Genomic DNA, 18,283 nt, shown 5'->3' with positions numbered 1-18,283 from the left:
TACCGTAGCTGTGTCCCGGGCATCCTTCCTGAGAAGACCATCTTTACCCGCCGGCACTTAGACGCGGTCCTTCACGCGTCTTAGTACCGCTGCGCGTAAACCAAGCGCGAGCGGGTCTGAACAGGGAGGATGCCCGGGGCGCAGCGGACCCTACTCCAATCCGCCGCCCCACACCTTACAACGCCGCAATCTCCGCCGCCGCCTTCAAAAACGTATCAATATCCTCCACCCCATGACAATGAAGCGGTGACACGCGCACAATCCCTGCCAGGTCAAAGGGATGCAGCGAGCGGACGGAATAATAATTGGAATCGCTTCTGTCATAGACAATGACATCCCTCTTCACAAACTCCGTAACCGCATCCGGGCAGCTGATGTTATCAAAGGTCAATGGCATGATGAAATCCCTGTTTTCCAGTGACTCCCTGTCAAATTCAACCCTGGCATGAGGAATGTGGCGGATTCCCGGAACTTCCTCCGTTCCCTCCAGGGCCCTGTAAAGCAGCGCCCTCTCATGCATCTCAATGCGCTCCATACCTTCCACGTACAGCTCCCGTCTGTCCGTGCTGTCAATATAGTGGCTGCCAATCCAGCATACATGGTCCACGATAGCGCTCACGCTGGCATACATGGCTGGCGCAGGGCCGCCGATTTCCCACGGGTCACCCAGGTTGCCGAAGATTCCGGGATGGTCCAGGGCTGCCAGACGGTCGGATACATAGCCTGCGCCGAATCCCCTGCATCCGAAAATCTTGTATGCTGCGAAGTTGATTCCATCCAGCTGTAAATCCTGCACGTCCACCAGTCCGTGAGGCATGTGCTGTACCGCATCGGAAATTATGTATAAGTCCGGCTTGATGGCGCGGGCGCGGGTTACGATTTCCTTCATGTCCATCACTGCGCCTGTGTGGTTGGATGCATAGATGCACACCAGAAGGGCCGTGTCCTTATCCACCAGACGCTCAATCTCTTCCACGTCAATTCCGCCCGTCACCTTGTTGGGCTTTGCAATGCGCACCTCCATGCCTGCCTTTCTTCCATAGTACATAACAGAATCATATGCGGACGGATGGTCCAGGTCAGTTACAACCACATTGGTGCCTTTTATGTTCTCAAGGACGGTGCGTACCATCTCAAACATTACCTTTGAGGAAGATTTCTCAGCAATTATCTGGCCATACCTGGGGGCATTGAACATGATCCTCAAATCCCTGAAACCATTTAAGGTCAGCTGCCTTAATGCCTTTGCCCTTGGATGCTTCCTGGAATCACAGTCCGGGAAGGTATCCGCTTCCCCGTAAGCCTTGTTGACGGCCTTCAGTCTCAGGGAACCGCCTGCATTTTCAAAAAACAGCCTCTTACCTGCCTCCGGGTCTGAATCTACATTCCAGAATCTGTCCTTTATCTCTGCCTGAAGCTTCTCATCAAATAATAAACCGTGTGGGTAATCCTTAATATTCATCTCTGTGCTCCTCCTGGTTTGAGCTATATTTTATCTTCTTAATCAAACACTACCTTACCTTCATCGAAAATCACCTTGCCGTCCACTTCAATGGTCGGGTCCTTGAACATCATGTCGATGTGGAGCAGGCAGTCCTGGTTATCCGTCTCATTGTTGCCCAGCGCCACATGTACATAGCCCATGCAGCCCTCATCCTCCAGCATCCTTCCGCAGAGGCTTGCATCCGGGTTCAGTCCCACGCCGATTTCACCGATGCGGTAAATCCTGGGGTCGTAAATCTCCTTAAGGACCTTCTCAAACTTCCGGGCTTCCTCGCCGCCCTCGATTTTTGTTACAAAGCTGTTCTCAATATATAAGGTAATGGGTTCCTTCAAAAGCCCCATGGCCGGATGGGTGATGCTTCCGTCAATCACCACCTTGCCGTGGGCAGTGCCAGGGATGGCGCCGGTGGCACACTCGATATCCGGCGGTGAACAGGTCTGGCCTTTCTCATGGCTCATCCCGTACTGCGGGAATATCTTGTGTCCCTTGATGCTGCAGTAGTAGTCCGTTCCCAGGGCAGAAGTGATGTGTACCTGGTCTCCTCCTGCAAAACCTTTGGCAATCTGGTCCACGTATTTTTTGTTGGCCTCGAAGTCCGTGTAGAGGCCGCCTTTTTCCAACATTCCGAAGTCATAGTCACAACAGTTTAAATCGCGTGCACCTGCCTCGCACGCCCTCCTTCTTGCATAGCTGTGGGATAAGGAAAAGGTGGTTGCACGAAAGATGACGTCGGCTTTCAGCATAGCTGCAGCTACCAGATCCGTTGGCTCCTCTCCGTGCATTTTCCTGGGATTCATCAGAACCAGGGTGCGGTTGGGAAACCGTTCGGCGGCATCCCAGAGCGCCATTCCCATGTCCATGCTTTCCTCATCCGTCACAATCAGGATATTCTCATCCTCTTTGCAGTGGGAACACACGGTCAGCAGACGTTCGCATGCTTCATAGATTTTCTTTTCTTTCATTTTCTCTCCCTCTCTTAGAAAAAGTTTTTGCTCTTTTTGGTGTTTATTATATTTAACCCTTATCCGGGATTAAGTATCAAAATATTTATTCGAATAAATATTGGGTAAAATGAAAAGGAATACCTGGATTCCTCTTCATTTTTCATCTGCCCGGGTGTTCTCAGGCGCTCTCCCTTATAATAAGCTTTACGCCCATATATTCATCTTCCACCTGCTGTCCCTCCACCAATGCAAGCATCTTATCCACATATGTCTTAGCCAGTCTCTCCTTTGACACATCCACCGTGGTAAGGGCTGGTGTGGTAAGGGGCGCTATCTGTGTATTATCGCATCCAATCACGGACAGGTCATCCGGCACGGAAATATCCAGTTTCTTCAGGTACTGCATGATCTGGGCCGCAAGATAGTCGTTCCCCACCACCAGGGCCGTGGGCTTCCCATCCTTCTCAGAGGACACCAGCATACGGAATACCTCCTCGCATATATCATCCACGGTCTGGGTCCTGGTACACACAAGCTCGGGCCTGACCGGAATGTTGCTGCGCCTTAAGGCCTCCACGTATGCCCTGACACGGAAGTCATCTCCCTCCACGCCCTTTGTCAGATACTTGACCGGGGGCACCATGCCGATGCAGGTATGGCCCTTCAGGATCAGATAATCCACCGACTTCCTGACCGCGTCATAGTAATCCGGTACAACGGTCACAATCCTGGGGTCCAGCGCCTCGTAATGCTTTGTCCTGTAAAGGATGATGGGTATGCCGTTCATGGCAATGGTGTTCAGCTGCTGGGCGTCAAACATATTGGTAGCCATGAAGATTCCTTCCGGCTGCCTGCTGATCAGCATATCCAGGAACTCCTTGGTGTTCCTGCTGTAATTAAGGGATATATAGTATCCATGCTCAAAAAGCCTGGTTTCCACTGCCTCAAAAAGTTCCGCCTGAATATTGTCGCAGACAAATATGAACTGGGCGGAGCGGCTGGTCCTGAGCCCCCTTGCCAGCTGGTTCGGTATATAATTCAGCTCCCTGACAGCCTCTAATACCTTCTCCCTCTTTTCCTGGCTGACATAGTTGGAATTGTTCAGCACATACGATACAATGGTAGGAGAAACATTCGCAAGCCTGGCAACGTCTTCGCGGGTAACTGTTTTGCTCATGTTTTCTTCCTTTCTTTTATGTTTTATAAATACGTATAAATATCTTATGGTTTATATATATCACTTTTCAACGATGATGTCAATATGTTTTAAATATTTTTCAACATTATTGATATATTCGTATTGGTTTATCCTTATTTATTATGTAAATTATCCATATTTATTGTATTTATATATTGCATCTCTTTTCCGCATCCCGTCAGCACCCCCGGTCCCGGCAGGCCCATCAGGCGCCGTGACCTTCTGCCACGGATGGTCTGTTTCTTCATCCCCGCCTTTTAAGACCGTTGACACTGCCGAAATGATTAATCTGGTACTTTCTTCCAATATCGGATAGCCAGTATTGCAATGGTATAAATAACACAGCCCATAAAAAACTTCCAGGAGAATACAGGGACTCGGCGCTTAACCGCAAAAGATCCCGCAAAACCTGTGTCTATACAAAGAGGGGACCGTATCAAAGCCCATAATCCTGTTTTCTACCACCACAGGTGAATCTTGTCAGCATCACCGGCCAATCAGGTTAATAAACGTCAGAAGCGCCAGAATAAACATTCCGAAAGCCATCAGGTCCTTAAAATCAAACTTCATTCCCAATACCTCCCATATTATGTAAAATGGAATAGATGACGATGAAAAGGAGTCTAATCCGGCGCCGGATGGAGCACTAGCGAAAATCCGGTCACTTTGGAAGGGAGTAAAATATATACCCCTCAATTGTCTCTTCACTTCCACTTTCCGTATAGCGGATTTTCAGCCAGTCCCCTTTTTTCCCCATAGCCTCAACCCTGTCTCCTGACAGGACCCTCCCTATTTTTTCCGCTTCTATCGATGGTTGATTCCTGATATTCATATCTTTCGTTATAACGATTGATTTTGTCTGGCTGAAATTTACTTCCTCTTCACTGTCGGCCTCCTGCATCATGGCGTTCGAGCTGGTCGCCCCATTTGAATCAACGGTCCTGTCAGCGGTTTTGTCCTCATTTGCTGTTCCACCCAGTATTTTGCCCATTCCGGACTGTGTCTGCAGTCTTCCCGCCGGTACCGCCGATGTCTCCCCTGCCATTCCTATCTCCTTTTCCGCTCCAGTCTCCTCTTCCAATCCGGTCTGCTCTTCCCCTCCGGCTATCCCCGACGCCACGGCAGCAGCCGGATCCTCCAGATACTGTTTTCGCCGCTCACCGGCCCTGCCCATATATAAACCGGATGATATGCCCAAGAAGCCCAGGGACAGGACAAGTGCAACAAAGCCAAACCTTACTGCACTCCTGTTTTTTTTTATCTGCCTGTCCTGCTCTTTTATATATGTATCCCCTATACACTCCACAACGGCCGCCAGCGCCCTCTTCTTATAGGGCATGTCTACATCCGTGAATCTTATGTATTCCGATACCCAGTCTTTGAGAATGGAGAGTCTTTCCTGCTGAGTCATACTGCGCCCCTGAATACCTGCCCCGCACGCAGAAATCACCTGTTCCAGAAAGGTATCCACTATCAGTTTCCTGTCATACCCACTGTATTCGCTATACCGGCCCGTCATATCATAGAAAACAGCCATCGGATTCAGGATATCATTCCATTTCATACTGTATGCGGCCAGGATCCACCGCTTCAGGATTTCCTCTTTTTCTTCCTGTCCGCACTTCCTAACCTCTTTCAGTATACGTTCAGTTGTATCCTGTATCCGTTTTCCATCCTCCCCATTATCCTTGAACAGGACATACATTTCCCAGTATACCATGTAACTGAGTTTCCATGATTCATTTTCAACTGCCAGTGACCGTTCCCATAAGCCCCGCCATTCCTCCGGCAAAAACTTTTTGTATATGCGTCCCCCCAGCTCTATACTGCTAAGGTCCATATTCTTCATACAACACTCAAACTTTTTTTCAAATTCTTTCCCGGGTATTCCCCCAGCGCCAAACATGACCGCAACATCATCTAAATAAGCTGATTTCACCTGATCTGCTCCTTCCCAAACCTCTACAGACAGAATCGTCCCATTTCCTGTTCCAGATATATCCTGCCGCCCCTGCTCTCCACAAAATATTCTATCCAGCCGCAGTCATCCCGTTCCCCCTTAATCAAAACCGGGGTCATATCCAGGTCCAGATACCGCAAAGCGGCTGTCATATACTCCTGGCTGGTTCGTCCAATACCTGAATCAGCCAATATGACAAGAAAGTTCTTACCCTCCACATCATTCTGTCCATCGCGTTTTTCCTGCTGTCCCAATAGCTGCAGAGCCATACAGAGCGCCTGCCTGAATTCATATGGGTCTATATCATAACCCGCATAATAAATCTGCTCCAGGTCCGTCTCATCGAAATCCCTGGCTGAAATCAGATGATTCCCGAAAACAAAGGCTTTCCGTATCATGGTAATCTCTTCATCTTCATTTTTTCTGCGCAGCAGGTACTCCTGTGCCAACGCCAGATTCTCATTGAGCAGATTGTCTCTCCCCGGGTTCTGCTTCTGGAGAATGCAAAAGACCACATTCCATACCTTCACCCTGTCCGCAAACGACTTCGTATAGTCTTTAAGTGCCATTTCCATTCCCCCTGTTAACAGTCAATGGAGGATTGCCGCAGAATCTCATCCACTACCGTCTCAATCAGTCTGTCCCCGTCCTTTAAAATCCGCTTAATATCATATAGATGGGTTCCGTTCTTTTGGTTATTCTCAGGCAGTCCCGCCCCATCCACATTCCTGAACAGAGGCACATAATACTGCGGCTCCTTCATAAACAGCGTTTCAAACCTCAGTCCATGGTTGGGACAGCCAGGAATATTCTGGAATGAAAATTCCCCTGTCTCCTCAGGCCTGGAATCCGTGAACATCAAAAGCCCCCGGTTCGCCCGTTTTGGACTGTTATTTTCCAGGGACCGGACCGCATTCTCAATTGCGTCGTTAATATTCTCATATCCGGAATCAGAACCGCCTGTAAATTCTATCTTCCGGATCCCGTTCAGGAACTCGTCCGGATTCTCCGTGAACTCCTCTTCCCTGAATGTTATCTGCGATATTGTGTCACCAATCACCATTCCTCCAAAGAAGAAGTGTACCCCCTCATATTTCCTGATTTCCCTTTTCAGGTGCTCTGTAAAATGCTCCAAGGTACGGTACACAGCGGCAAATAAGGTGGAAAATGAATATGTCCCGTCAATAACAATCTGTATGTAAACGTATTTGTGGATGTCCGGCTGCCGTGAATCCTGTCTGATATAGCCGTACCTCTCCTGGGTGGCCGCTGTCTCCATCTGCGTTAAATCCTGATTTTCGGTTTCCGGCGTCCCCATATACCAGTCTTCTGCGTCCTCTGCCCCCAAGTCCAGGATTTCCTCTTCCCCCTCCGCCCCCAAGTCCAGGATTTCTTCTTCCTCATCCTTTCTTGGAGATATCCTGCGGCTGCTTCTTTCCATTTTCATACGGTACAGTTCGTCTTCATCCATCCCCATGTAACGTTCCTGTCTATTCCTCATAGGATTTCCCTCCCCTTTTCTTCATGTATAGTCTAAGGCTCAATTTTCCGTATCTGCATTCAAATTCCGCCCCTGACCGGATTTTCATATCCTCCCCTGCGCCCGAGATACATTTAAGGCTTTCTTCCAGGGGTATGTAGTATAGTTCCTGCTTTATGTTACAAAGGCTCATCACCATATGTTTTCCTATACTGACATCGTTCATCTGATATCTGCCAATCTCCAGTGATGTATATCTGTCACTCTCATTGTCATACAGGCTGACAACAATTGGTTCCCTTGTCCTGCCTCTCATAGTCTCCGGTACCTGCAAAAGCTCCGGAAATGTAAAATACAGGTCATACTCCTCCTGGCTGCCACAGTATCCAATCAGGAATCCTTTGAAATCAGACAGAATCTTGCGGACTCCATCATAGCGTTTTTCAAAGACATCCATCATCTTCTGGATGATATTGCGCAGTCCCCTGTATCTTTCCTGCCTGTACTGTTCCTTCAGCCGCCAAACCTGAAGCCGGTAGGCTAAATCCCGTCCTTCCGGTTCCATGTATGAATATATCTCATCATCCCGGATATAGTCCCTGCCTGACAGCAGGAACAGGAAAACCATTGCCAGGGAATAGATATCCGCCTGTATATCAGATACATATTGATGTTCCGCCCTCGGATCCATATATCCCGGTGTCCCGCCTGTTTTTTGCGACGAGAATGACAGGCGCCCGGTAATCCTGTCCCTCCGGTCCGTGTGCGCCCAGTCAAAATCCACTATCTTGATGCGCCTGCCGTCCCGGCTGACCATGATATTCTCCGGCTTTAAGTCCCGGTGCACCAGCGGATCCGACCTGTTATAGCTGCTGTAATTATCAGCCGCATACAGAAGCTGGAGCATATAGGAAAAATACTGCCGTTCCTGAACCGGGGTATCTTCCCCCTGTCCGCCCTCCCGGCAGATGAACTCCCTAAGGTCCACGCCATCTTCATACTCTGCAATCAGGAATGCCGCTTCCCTCCCCAACGGCCCGGATGTTTCAAAATAATCATATACACGTTCAATATACGGATACCTGATTCTGAATTTGGATTCCCGCTTAAGAGGAAGGTACGCAGCCACGTTATCTTTCAAAGTATATTTCATGAAACGCCTGGCATCGCCCGGTACATTCATTTCGGCTGCCAATACATGCCAGTTAAGCTTGTCTTGATTCATGACAGGATCTTCCAAAAGCCTGTATTCCCTGGTTCCGCTGCATACCACATCACCTTTGCACAACGTCTTCTCCATATGTCAGCCCTCACATATCATATATAAAACAGCTGTCTGGTCGTCCTCCTTATCCTTTCCCGCCTCAAAAAACAGCCGGCCCAGGAATACATCCCCCTGTTCCTCCTCAAGCAGTTCCAGGATATCCTCTGCCTTCAGACGTCCAAAGGCGCCGTCCGAACCAATGAGGAACATGTCACCATGCCTCACGTCCTCCAGTACATTGATACTGACGCTGCCCTGCGGCAGCTTTGTGTACGACCCGAGGCTGTTCATGATGATATGGGACTGTTCATAATATTCCTGGGAAAACCGTTCATACCTGCCCGCACAAGCCTCCATCTCCGCCTTGGTCTGTATCTCCGATACAAGTACCAGTTCTTTTTCCGCTGCCGGGTAATAATAGATGGGGGAATCCCCCACATTGGCAGCCACCGCGCAGTCACCCATGTGTAAAAGAAGGCTTAATGTAGTTCCTGTCTCCACCCCGGGTTCCGCTGTGGCGCATACAGCCTCATTGGCGTCTTCCAATGCTGTCCTGGCAGCGGCCTCCAGCCATTCAATGTGATGGGTCATGGAAAAGTTCTTCCCTCTGGAATCCTGATACCTGCGAAGCAGTTCCCTGTGCACGCTTTCCAGTGCACCCGCAACCGCCGACCTTGAGGCGGTCTCCCCATTGCTCAGTCCTCCCATTCCGTCTGCAACCGCCAGAACATTGATTTTGGCATCATTCATCATATAATACTGTACATGCATATAACAGTCCTCATTTACACGGTGGTGTGTATCGGCAGACTTTACCGAGCGGTAAAAAACCTTATAATTCGACATTTTCCAACTCCTATTCTTGAAAGGGCAATATCCCTGTGTTATACTTCATGATAAGCAAGTGCGAGGGGGGTGATTGCATGTATTACCGCAACTATTACTATGAACAGATATATCCTGTGTCTGACTGCCAGCCGGACTGCCTTTTTTACCAGGTGACCAAGGATTGGAAGGAGTGGTTTTTTGTAAAAGCCTGCCCCTCCTCATCTCCTAAAATAAAGGCATACCACACAAGATTCCAGCATGAACTGGAGGTAATGAAAACCCTGAGATGCGGATGCATCCCGAAGTACTATCACGCTAACAGCCTGAATCACACTTACATATTGATGGAGTATGTAAAAGGAATGTCCCTGTCCAGGTATCTCAGCCAGTACTGCAGTACTTCCACCCCATGTCAGATATTGAGCAGGAAAGACATGCGCGTCATCTGCAGGCAGGTTTATGATACACTGCTTTATCTCAATGAAAACGGGATTCTTTATCTGGATCTGACACCTGAAAATATAATACTGACAGATAACCGGTTCCATCTGAAGCTGGTGGATTTCACCTCCTGCTTTTTTAAACACAGGCCATTAAACAGCTTTGTGAAGGCCAGCAGTATCCACCTTGAGCTGAATCTCCCCACAGATTATCTGCTGACCCAGCTCTTTGCACTTTTCTGCGCCCGGCTTTTCTACAGGGACAGAACGGACTTTAACAACCACTATAGCTACTTGAATTTTGTACAGAGCAGCGCCAGCAGCAGCTATGGTATGCTCTTTAAATACGGATTACATCCGGAGCGCGGTGATTCCAACCACTCTTCATTCCACAACTGGTATCAGTGGCTGGATAGTCTTCTGGCACAGTGAAACCGCCTACTGCAAAAGATAACCATACAGTTCCAACACCGGCTTCTTCAGGGAAATGCCGTAATTTTTTGTGCCGCAGTGATTCATCGCTATCACATACCGGGGATTATCTGCGGGGGCAAAACTGACCATCCATGCCTCGTAACGGTTATCCGCATCGCCAATCTGCGCGGTCCCCGTCTTTGCGGCAATACGATATGTATCATCCATCTTGTAGGACCTGGCTGCCTCCTCCATGGCCCCGCCTATCATCCTGGCTGTCCTTTTGCTGACAGCCTTGCTCAGCACCTGTTCCTCTCCCTTTTTCAGACATTTTCCGTTCTGGTCTATGATGGCCCCTACCATGTACGGTTTCATCATCGTTCCGTCATTGGCAATGGCCTGGGCCATCATGGCGCCATATATAGTTGAAAACAATATCTTTCCCTGTCCATAGGCGCTCTGGGCTGTCTCCAGGGCATTGCCGGAATCCAGATCCCAATTGCTCACAACCGTTCCAAAGTCCAGTTCAAGTTCTTTTCCAACCATGAACCGTCCGGCCATTTCCGTCAGCCTGTCCCCTCCTATTGCCAATGCCGCTGATGCCATATAGACATTGGATGAACGGACCAGCGCCTCTTTATAACCGATTTCCTTTCCATCCGGCTTATACGAATTGGTAATGCGTACCCCATCCACATCAAATTCCTTGTCCGCTGTCCGGAAATCCTCAAATCCGTTCTCCAGGACAGCCGCCACTGTAACCAGTTTAAAGATGCTTCCGGGCGGCACCCCCTTTTTATGGGTGACAGGGTACCATATTTCTTTGCTGCTGTTCATTTCCTTTAAGCTGGAATCCAAATCATTGGCATTAAATGCAGGAAGAGAGACAAAGGCCTTCAGTTCTCCCGTCCTTGCATCCATCACAACCACCGACCCTTCGCCGTCCTCGCCGATTTCGTCTTTTAAAACCTGGAGCGCCTTCATCTGGATTCCCTGATCCAGGGTCAGATAAATGTCCGCGCCCTTTCTTCCCTCTGCCCCTGCCGGTAAAAACAGTTCCTCCTTATAATATGCCATCAGACGGTAATATTGGTTGGTGACGGGAAGCGCATATCCGATGATCTGGGAATAGGCCTCATCATCCGCATAAATCCCTTTCTCCCCGGGACCTCCGGCGCTGAATAGCCGGTTTTTCCTGCAGTCATATATATCACCGGATGCAATGGTCCTGGCATTGCAGCGGCTCATAGCCGTATCCCGGTCATGCTCCGCCTGTCTGCTCAGACCCGGGATGACGGCACTCCGGACGAGCAGTCCGGCTGCCTCAGCCACAAGGACGGCAAAGAGCACCAGGTAAATCACGGTCAGGTTTTTCCTAAAGTTCATGCACCCATCTCCCTTCCATCCTGCCGCCTGATATAACCATAAGTATACCTGACAGCACCAGGTTCACAGTCAGATTCACGCCTCCGTGCGATATAAAGGGAAGAGGTATTCCCGTAATAGGGATAAAACATATGTTGCACCCTATATGGACAATTCCCTGGATGGCAATCAGAAGTATGATTCCTGCTGCTATCATGCGGTAATATGAATCCGGGCCATTGAGTGTAATCCCGAATCCCTCCCTCAGCATCAGCAGATAGGACGTAATCACAAACAACCCCATCAGCATACCGCAGGTCTGCACCAGCTTTGCAAACACCAGGTCCGTGTTCTCCTCGCTGATATGGAACAGATACCTTGTGGACTCAGGCCCAAGCATTCCCCCCACCGCCAAGGCCCTCCTTATTTGTATATACTGAAGGCCAAGGCCGGAGGCGTCCTTTTCAGGATAGAGGAAATAATACAGCCGGTTATATATCTTAAGGAAAATCCCCGATGGAGCCTTCCAGACCAAAAGTGCCAGGATGACCATTGCCAGGACCGATACCACGGCGGCGGCCACCGCCCTTTTCCTGGTGATATGGAGCCTTCCCCCGGCCAGGAACATTCCGCCTCCAAGGGCCGCTATCAAAAGCGCTGTCCCCAGTTCCCCCAGCAGGGCCAGGAAACCTATGTTCAACACCGTAAATATAAATGCCGCCCACGGACGCTTAAGCCCCATTACCTGTTTATCTTTTAACTGTTCTTTTCCAAGCAGCCCCGCCATGACGAAAATATACAGCACCTTTAAAAGTTCCAGCACCTGGAAGGAACGGGTTCCCACCTTCAGGTTGACCACCGCCCCATCCCCCACATCGCTTCCAAACAGGAACATGATCCCAAAAATCATCAGGCTCAGGCATGCCATGCCTGCAACCGCATGCTCCTTCTTATACCAGGACATTTTGTAAAATGCAGTTACTCCCGCTGCGGAGAGAACAAAGGCAGCCGCAAATTTCCTGCACAGGCGGAACCCGTCTGCTGCATCCTCCCCCATCAGCATTACCTGCATCACGCCGCCCACGGTCAGCAGTATTAAAACCCAGGCCACCAGGTTCTGGCTCCCATGGCACAGCCTGGCCAACAGGCAGCCTGTCCACATCGTAAACAGGAGGATCCAGAAAACAGGGAGATAATGGCTGCCTTTATCCTTCAGGCACATGAACATTAAAAGCATGATGTGCACCAGGGTCATGGCAAGAGGAAGCTTTAATTCCAGTATCCAATAACGGATTTTTATCTTATACCGTGCTGTGCTTCTCATAAATCCTGGTCCTCCCCCGTTCTGCCCCGTGTCCCCGGTCCTCCGGCATGATGCCGTCTGCGTCTTCCATCTCCGGTTCTGGCCCATGTCCCATGGATTCCATGTCAATCACCGCCTTGTGTTCCCCTATGTAGAATTTCTGTCTGCCCTCTTTCAGGGGGACGCACTCTTTGTACCTCAGGAATTCATAGCACTGTCTCTCAGGGTTGTATATCTCCACAGGATTGTGGATTGAAAGGTTCTGCAGGTAGTAAACAAGCTTCCCATCTGCCATATCCCTGAATATGCGGCAGTGTTTTGCCGAAATAGTCGCATCGCCCAGAACGCAGTCCGCTTTGGTCCAGCTCCCCAGAAGCCAGTTAGGGCGGTTAATGGAAAACTCCCTCATCTGTTTTTTCCCTGTAAAGAGATACAGTCTGGGCCCTCCGATGAGTACTGTCTCACGCCGTTCTTTTTTATACTTCTTTTTATCCTCCTCCCTGCTGCCTTTGGGCCGTGAAAATGCCCCCGGCATCATGGACTCCTTAAACAGGAGTACCGCCATTCCCAACAATACCAGCATTACCAATAAGATACCCAGCTTTGACAACATATGTGCTTCCCCCTTTTTGAAATTTAGACATGCCATCTTGTTATGTTACCAGTTTAGCATACCTGATCCAAAAAAAATTCCACACAACTTTACTGGAAAGACTCCGGGCAGTAATCCGGATTTCCCGCCATGATTGCCAATGCCTCCATCAGAGCGCCTGTTATCCCCTCATCGTCGAACCGGGGTCCTACCGGCTTTCCCGACGGCAGCTTGATACGGTATCCTTCCCCTGCCCTGACCAGGGGCTTCTTATCCAGATATGCCTCCCATAAAGCTTTCAGGAAATAATACAGATCGAAGCATCCGGCTTTCATCTTCCTGCTTTCTTCCGGTTCCGGCTCACAATACCTTCCGTTCCAAAGCCTGCCCGTAAAAATAGAATAGAGGACTGCCGCGCATGTATACTGGGCCTCTGCTTCTTTAAACTCAGCCGGTGTCAGGAACACGCCTTTTTCCTCTGGCATACGGTAATACGGCGCCGACTCCTCAAGGCAGTCCTGTGCCCGCTTTTTATATGTGCTTTTAAGACGTCCCAGCCCCGTGAATATCTCCTGTTCATCCAGCATGTATACCCTCTCGGAGGCCTCGTCCAGGAGCCGTCCAGCTATCCACCGTTCCCTTCCTCCATCGTCTTCATCTTCCCCATCATATGCCCTGCACTCCTCCCAAAAGGCATTCAGGAAGGAAACCATCTCCCCATTCTGGATGATGCGTTCCAGGTAAAAATCAGCCGGGTATTGGTATTCCTGGTTCCGTTCAAGGATATGCAGGCAGGATACCGCGGCTGCCAGCACCTTCATATGGAACGGAAGCCCGTATATATCCGCATACCTGCGCAAAAAAACAGTATCTTCCTCCGGCATGAGTCCATGCCTCACCCTTGTCTTTGCCTCCTGTTCCAGGGCCGCAAACCACATCTTGCTTCCCACGCCCATTTCCCCGTAGGGCTGTATGAGACTTTCGGTATGTTCCTTCTCATCGCTGAGAGGTTCCATCCTCGCATCCTTCAGGACTTCATTTATCTCTTCCCGGCCCATTCTCATCCGTATGCAGAACTCCAGAAGCCACCCCCTGGATATGGCCACATCCTCCATGAAAAGGTGGCTGAAACTGTTCTTAAACCGCGGCGCATAAAGGCAGACCGCCTCTTTAAAACCAAATTCCCTGTTCAGTCCATGAATTTCCCCATAGCGCTTCTTCATCCGTTCCCCTACCACGCGGCCGCCCAGGAAATAATCCTTATGTTCCATGATGATTGCTTCCATTTCCTCATATGTTGCGGCATGCATAATCCTGGGCTCAATAATAACCGTCATGAACTTTACACTGTTATCCCGTTTCTGCCCCAGTGAGAGTTTGCTGCCCCTTAATCTTTCATTTAATTCCTTTCTTTTATCAATCACATCCCGAAGGGAATATAAGCCTCTGATGGCTCCCACCAGAAGGACATGGTTCAGATTCCTTACATACAGTTCCTTCCCATGAAATTCCAGCATACGTTTTCTCACATGGTCATACCGGGCCTGCCGTTCCTCCTGTGAAATGCAGGGCGCCGCATCGATGGTGCCGCAGTACTCCACCAAAGCCAGGGCCAGGAATGTCTCAATGTTCTTACACTGGTTCTGGCCGCACTCCCACAGATGCACCATTCGCCCTAAAAACGGCCGGCATACCTCTTCCCCAACCGTCCTGTCCCTGACATAGTGGCACAGGCTGGCGCCGAACTCATCCAGGTCCATGCCGCACCTTTTGCGTATGGAACAGATCCACGCACGGTATTCCTCCCTTGACTTTTTCATCACTATTTTCCTCCTTGTATATTGGTACCCGATGGTGGAGGCCAATCATATTGAGGCTTTTTATAATCCGGCTCTTTATAATCCGCCTCCTTACCAGGCGGTGTCTTGCCCACCGGTACGATTCTTGTCCCATTTAATTCCGCATCGGATGAAAACCGCGGCAGGCCTGGTATATCAGGTTGGGTCCGGGCCGCTGCCGGTTCTTGGGCACAGGACCGCCTCACTGATTCCGTGTCTTGGGCACAGCACTGTTTCTGCCCAGTCTTTTGTCTCTGCTCATAGGACCTGTTCTGTGCGGTACCCGTGTCCTGACCCCAGGACTGACCCTGCGAAAATCCCTGGTTCTGGCCATAGGATTGGGGGGGACCATAGGATTGATTCTGGCCATAGGATTGACTCCGGCCATAGGACTGGGCCTGCCCACAGGTCTGCGTCCGCGCAGTTATCCGCCCCTTTTCAGTCTCAGACATCACCCTGCTTTTGTTCGTGCCATAGAAATCATTGCAGAGCTCATTATACTGTGAACACTCATCATAAATCCGTTTTTTCTGATATTCCAGCTGTTTTTCAATCTTCTTGCCGAAACCGCCGCTGTCCGCACCGCCTCCGGCCCCTGATTCCTTATAAATCCTGATTGCCTCCCTCAGCATGTCTAATGTCCAGGAATCTTGTGTTTGGAATGTCTCAACTTGATGAAACATGGTCAGAATACTGTTTATCCTCTTTTTTTCATCTTCCGTACAGCCATCGGCCCGTTTCAAAGTATCAACCAGAATATGGTATACCATTGTGTTTTTTGATATGGCATCATATATATCCCAGGCACTTTTTCCGTTGGCTTCAGCACAGGTCATGCGTACCGCCATATAATTGATACAGTCCTGTATGCTTGTTTTACCGCTATGCATCAGGTGAATTTCCATAAGTGCAATCAGACCTGAGTTTTCCTGCGATTTATCTGATGTCCCGAGGACGATATTCCTGACATAGGCTTCATCGATGGACCGTGAATCACAAAATTGCTCATAGATATGAAACAGCTTATCCATATAAGTGTCATCGCCCAGGATATAGTTACGGCAATGGGCATCCTTTATCTTTGTATAAATACATGGAAATGCTTCCTTCAGTTTAAAAATGCTCCAGAACCGCCCTGCCCCCGTCTGGCTCAAAAAGCAATGCCACGCATACAATTCCACATCCGATTCCGCCGCCCGTTCCAGCCTGCAGGCCAGCGTCTTCATTGTTTGTTCCTTTCCGTTATTGGTAAGTCCATTATAACGCCGCTCAATCTGCTTCAGTGTCTCCAGTTCAACCGGAATGCGTTTTTCCAGAATCCGGCACGCTTTATTTTCCCAGGCCTCAAGGCAATTACCTCTGAGCACCGAGTTCTTAAAACCCATAAGTCCGTCCAGATCATCTGAGGACAGATTGTTAATCTGCCTCGTAATCAACGGTTCCTGTATCTCCCATACCAGGCTCCTGTATTCCTCCCTCTGCCCATCTGTAATCTGTCCATCCGCACGCTCTGCCAGACTGCGCTCCAATTCTGATAATAGTTCCATATCCACATCTGCAGATTCACGCAGGGATGCAAGCATCTGTCCATAGCAGTAACGGACATATCTGGAATCCACACGGCCAGCCTGTCCGAAAAGCCATTGTATATAGTCATTTCCCTGGCATATGTAATAATCATGAATCTCCTTATCCCAGTTTTCCTCATCATAACGGACCATCAGGCCTGTAATCTTTTCCCTGCCGCCAGCATCCAGGTTTTCGGATTTATATAGTTCCACGCCATGATTGAGCATACTCCATTTGAAATCGCCGATGCTCCACAAAGGTGAATACCTGTCTGCAATGACAGCCAGATTTCCAATCTTATCCGGGACATTGGCATCCCTTTCTTCCCGGATTTTTTTTTCAAGCCTTCTGTACAGTTCATCCAAGATAAACGGTCCGGAACGCTGCGGTATCTGACAGCAGTATTTTTTCAGGCGGTCAGGATTCTTCCTGCCCACACATTCCAGAATACGTGCGGTAACTGTCTCAATCTCAGGTTCCCGCTCCCTGTCCAGCCAGTCAATCATTTCATCCCAATATCCGTCAAGGTGTACGCTTTGTTCCAGATCCAGCTGCTTCAGAAAGTCAATACAGAAGGATTTATACCATGGAATACGTTCTGACTTTCTTATAAGGCTTCCCAGCTTTTCATACAGTTCCTCCTCCGGGATCGGATTGCCTTCGTCCATCCTCTTTCTTTTATAGGCCAGCAATATCTCATCCAGGCTGCCTGCCTTCCCATCAAAAACCTCTGACAGCTGTTTCAGATATTGCTGGAGAGAATCCGCCGAATCCTGCGCTTTTTCTGCCAATGTGCAAAAAAATCCGCCTTCAAAGTCATTTTCCTCCCCATACATCTCCAGGTGCTCCAGACTGTAACCGCCATTATCCCCGCTGTTAAAAAGGATACCGATTCCTCCTGTCCTGCCTTCCGCATTAATACTGAAGGTCAGGCTCCTCCTGTAACGGCGCATCTGTTCCTCCGTGGCGGATGGGACCCACAAATGCAGCAGATACACCAGGCTTTTGGCAGCTTTTGCATATTCCATCCCATCCAGCCCATCATGCCTCATATAAAACAGCAGCGGCGGCGCATCCGACAATATCCGTTGGTACAGAAGCCGCAAAAGAACCTCCAGCCTTTTCTTATGTATACCGACTCCATCACTTCCCAATGCAAAACGGTCCAGTATATCCCGGTAATTGAAGTTCCCCTTATTTATGGTGACGGCAGAAAGCCTGTCCCCGGGTCTGGGGACAGAATCAAATTGAAAATCCAGCAGATAATCAGCCGGATCTGGCGGCACCCAGTGGCTCTGAGGCACAAAGAGGTGGCACAGGATATTTTTTCTTCCAACCTCATCCCCCTCAGGCCGGGGACTGACCCCGACACTTACAAAGCAGTTCCAATCTGCAGAGTATACCAGATATTCACTGGTCGTCCCGCCCTGTCCCTGATCTAACCCTGAGGCCAGTTTCTTGCATTCACGGGAAAATTTGTCATCTTCCAGGCTTGCCTTATGAATCTCCCATCCTGTGACCGGACAGGAAGGGGACGCTGTCTCCCAAGTATAATACGCCTGATGATACCGGTAACTCACCATA

General features: G+C 49.4%; 14 protein-coding genes. 1 reads left to right on the top strand and 13 read right to left on the bottom strand.

Annotated features, from left to right (window positions below):
• Positions 1-175 precede the first annotated feature (175 nt).
• The 8 genes from LK536_RS42605 to LK536_RS42570 form a co-directional block, all read right to left on the bottom strand.
• A complete protein-coding gene (locus tag LK536_RS42605; protein ID WP_227794420.1) occupies positions 176-1,462 on the bottom strand; it encodes an aminotransferase class V-fold PLP-dependent enzyme in 1,287 nt (428 codons plus the stop codon).
• 38 nt (positions 1,463-1,500) lie between these two features.
• Positions 1,501-2,466: an aminopeptidase gene (locus LK536_RS42600; protein ID WP_120056632.1), complete on the bottom strand. Its 966-nt coding sequence runs from the start codon at positions 2,464-2,466 to the stop codon at positions 1,501-1,503.
• A 160-nt stretch (positions 2,467-2,626) separates the two neighbouring features.
• Positions 2,627-3,625, bottom strand: coding sequence for a LacI family DNA-binding transcriptional regulator (locus LK536_RS42595; RefSeq protein ID WP_120056631.1), 999 nt, complete (start codon positions 3,623-3,625; stop codon positions 2,627-2,629).
• A gap of 682 nt (positions 3,626-4,307) precedes the next feature.
• Positions 4,308-5,585: an SH3 domain-containing protein gene (locus LK536_RS42590; protein WP_227794421.1), complete on the bottom strand. Its 1,278-nt coding sequence runs from the start codon at positions 5,583-5,585 to the stop codon at positions 4,308-4,310.
• 23 nt (positions 5,586-5,608) lie between these two features.
• Positions 5,609-6,175, bottom strand: a complete 567-nt coding sequence (locus LK536_RS42585; RefSeq protein ID WP_120056629.1) for a hypothetical protein — start codon at positions 6,173-6,175, stop codon at positions 5,609-5,611.
• Between the two features lie 14 nt (positions 6,176-6,189).
• The gene (locus tag LK536_RS42580) at positions 6,190-7,107 is read right to left on the bottom strand and encodes a VWA domain-containing protein (protein WP_227794422.1); all 918 of its coding nucleotides are present in this window, start codon (positions 7,105-7,107) and stop codon (positions 6,190-6,192) included.
• On the bottom strand, positions 7,097-8,386 hold the full coding sequence (locus LK536_RS42575; RefSeq protein WP_227794423.1) for a protein kinase domain-containing protein: 1,290 nt from the start codon (positions 8,384-8,386) through the stop codon (positions 7,097-7,099). Before LK536_RS42575 ends, LK536_RS42580 begins: the two co-directional genes overlap by 11 nt.
• A gap of 3 nt (positions 8,387-8,389) precedes the next feature.
• Positions 8,390-9,196: a PP2C family protein-serine/threonine phosphatase gene (locus LK536_RS42570; protein ID WP_040382179.1), complete on the bottom strand. Its 807-nt coding sequence runs from the start codon at positions 9,194-9,196 to the stop codon at positions 8,390-8,392.
• A 77-nt stretch (positions 9,197-9,273) separates the two neighbouring features.
• Between LK536_RS42570 and LK536_RS42565 the strand changes: the two genes are divergently transcribed.
• Positions 9,274-10,050, top strand: coding sequence for a protein kinase domain-containing protein (locus LK536_RS42565; protein ID WP_008724681.1), 777 nt, complete (start codon positions 9,274-9,276; stop codon positions 10,048-10,050).
• A gap of 6 nt (positions 10,051-10,056) precedes the next feature.
• Here LK536_RS42565 and LK536_RS42560 read toward each other — a convergent pair whose 3' ends face one another.
• The 5 genes from LK536_RS42560 to LK536_RS42540 all read right to left on the bottom strand — a co-directional run bounded on the left by LK536_RS42560 (position 10,057) and on the right by LK536_RS42540 (position 18,282).
• On the bottom strand, positions 10,057-11,418 hold the full coding sequence (locus LK536_RS42560) for a penicillin-binding transpeptidase domain-containing protein (protein ID WP_227794424.1): 1,362 nt from the start codon (positions 11,416-11,418) through the stop codon (positions 10,057-10,059).
• Positions 11,408-12,721, bottom strand: a complete 1,314-nt coding sequence (locus LK536_RS42555; protein ID WP_050927364.1) for an FtsW/RodA/SpoVE family cell cycle protein — start codon at positions 12,719-12,721, stop codon at positions 11,408-11,410. The genes LK536_RS42560 and LK536_RS42555 overlap by 11 nt, the downstream gene beginning before the upstream one ends.
• Entirely contained in the window at positions 12,699-13,313 is a 615-nt protein-coding gene (locus LK536_RS42550) for an FHA domain-containing protein (RefSeq protein ID WP_040382178.1), read from the bottom strand. The genes LK536_RS42555 and LK536_RS42550 overlap by 23 nt, the downstream gene beginning before the upstream one ends.
• A gap of 89 nt (positions 13,314-13,402) precedes the next feature.
• The gene (locus LK536_RS42545; RefSeq protein ID WP_227794425.1) at positions 13,403-15,112 is read right to left on the bottom strand and encodes a hypothetical protein; all 1,710 of its coding nucleotides are present in this window, start codon (positions 15,110-15,112) and stop codon (positions 13,403-13,405) included.
• A 2-nt stretch (positions 15,113-15,114) separates the two neighbouring features.
• Positions 15,115-18,282, bottom strand: a complete 3,168-nt coding sequence (locus tag LK536_RS42540) for a hypothetical protein (RefSeq protein ID WP_227794426.1) — start codon at positions 18,280-18,282, stop codon at positions 15,115-15,117.
• Position 18,283 lies beyond the last annotated feature (1 nt).

The sequence above is a fragment of the Clostridium pacaense genome, from assembly GCF_020709765.2.
In the GTDB taxonomy this organism is placed as follows: Bacteria; Bacillota; Clostridia; order Lachnospirales; family Lachnospiraceae; genus Enterocloster; species Enterocloster hominis.
This window is presented reverse-complemented; position numbering and strand designations above follow the sequence as displayed.

Bases quoted from the DNA above. Each gene is read 5' to 3' on its own strand.
- LK536_RS42545 (WP_227794425.1), bottom strand. From the start codon at position 15,112: ATGAAAAAGTCAAGGGAGGAATACCGTGCGTGGATCTGTTCCATACGC.
- LK536_RS42560 (WP_227794424.1), bottom strand. From the start codon at position 11,418: ATGAACTTTAGGAAAAACCTGACCGTGATTTACCTGGTGCTCTTTGCC.
- LK536_RS42575 (WP_227794423.1), bottom strand. From the start codon at position 8,386: ATGGAGAAGACGTTGTGCAAAGGTGATGTGGTATGCAGCGGAACCAGG.
- LK536_RS42550 (WP_040382178.1), bottom strand. From the start codon at position 13,313: ATGTTGTCAAAGCTGGGTATCTTATTGGTAATGCTGGTATTGTTGGGA.
- LK536_RS42595 (WP_120056631.1), bottom strand. From the start codon at position 3,625: ATGAGCAAAACAGTTACCCGCGAAGACGTTGCCAGGCTTGCGAATGTT.
- LK536_RS42580 (WP_227794422.1), bottom strand. From the start codon at position 7,107: ATGAGGAATAGACAGGAACGTTACATGGGGATGGATGAAGACGAACTG.
- LK536_RS42540 (WP_227794426.1), bottom strand. From the start codon at position 18,282: ATGGTGAGTTACCGGTATCATCAGGCGTATTATACTTGGGAGACAGCG.
- LK536_RS42605 (WP_227794420.1), bottom strand. From the start codon at position 1,462: ATGAATATTAAGGATTACCCACACGGTTTATTATTTGATGAGAAGCTT.
- LK536_RS42570 (WP_040382179.1), bottom strand. From the start codon at position 9,196: ATGTCGAATTATAAGGTTTTTTACCGCTCGGTAAAGTCTGCCGATACA.
- LK536_RS42555 (WP_050927364.1), bottom strand. From the start codon at position 12,721: ATGAGAAGCACAGCACGGTATAAGATAAAAATCCGTTATTGGATACTG.
- LK536_RS42585 (WP_120056629.1), bottom strand. From the start codon at position 6,175: ATGGCACTTAAAGACTATACGAAGTCGTTTGCGGACAGGGTGAAGGTA.
- LK536_RS42565 (WP_008724681.1), top strand. From the start codon at position 9,274: ATGTATTACCGCAACTATTACTATGAACAGATATATCCTGTGTCTGAC.
- LK536_RS42600 (WP_120056632.1), bottom strand. From the start codon at position 2,466: ATGAAAGAAAAGAAAATCTATGAAGCATGCGAACGTCTGCTGACCGTG.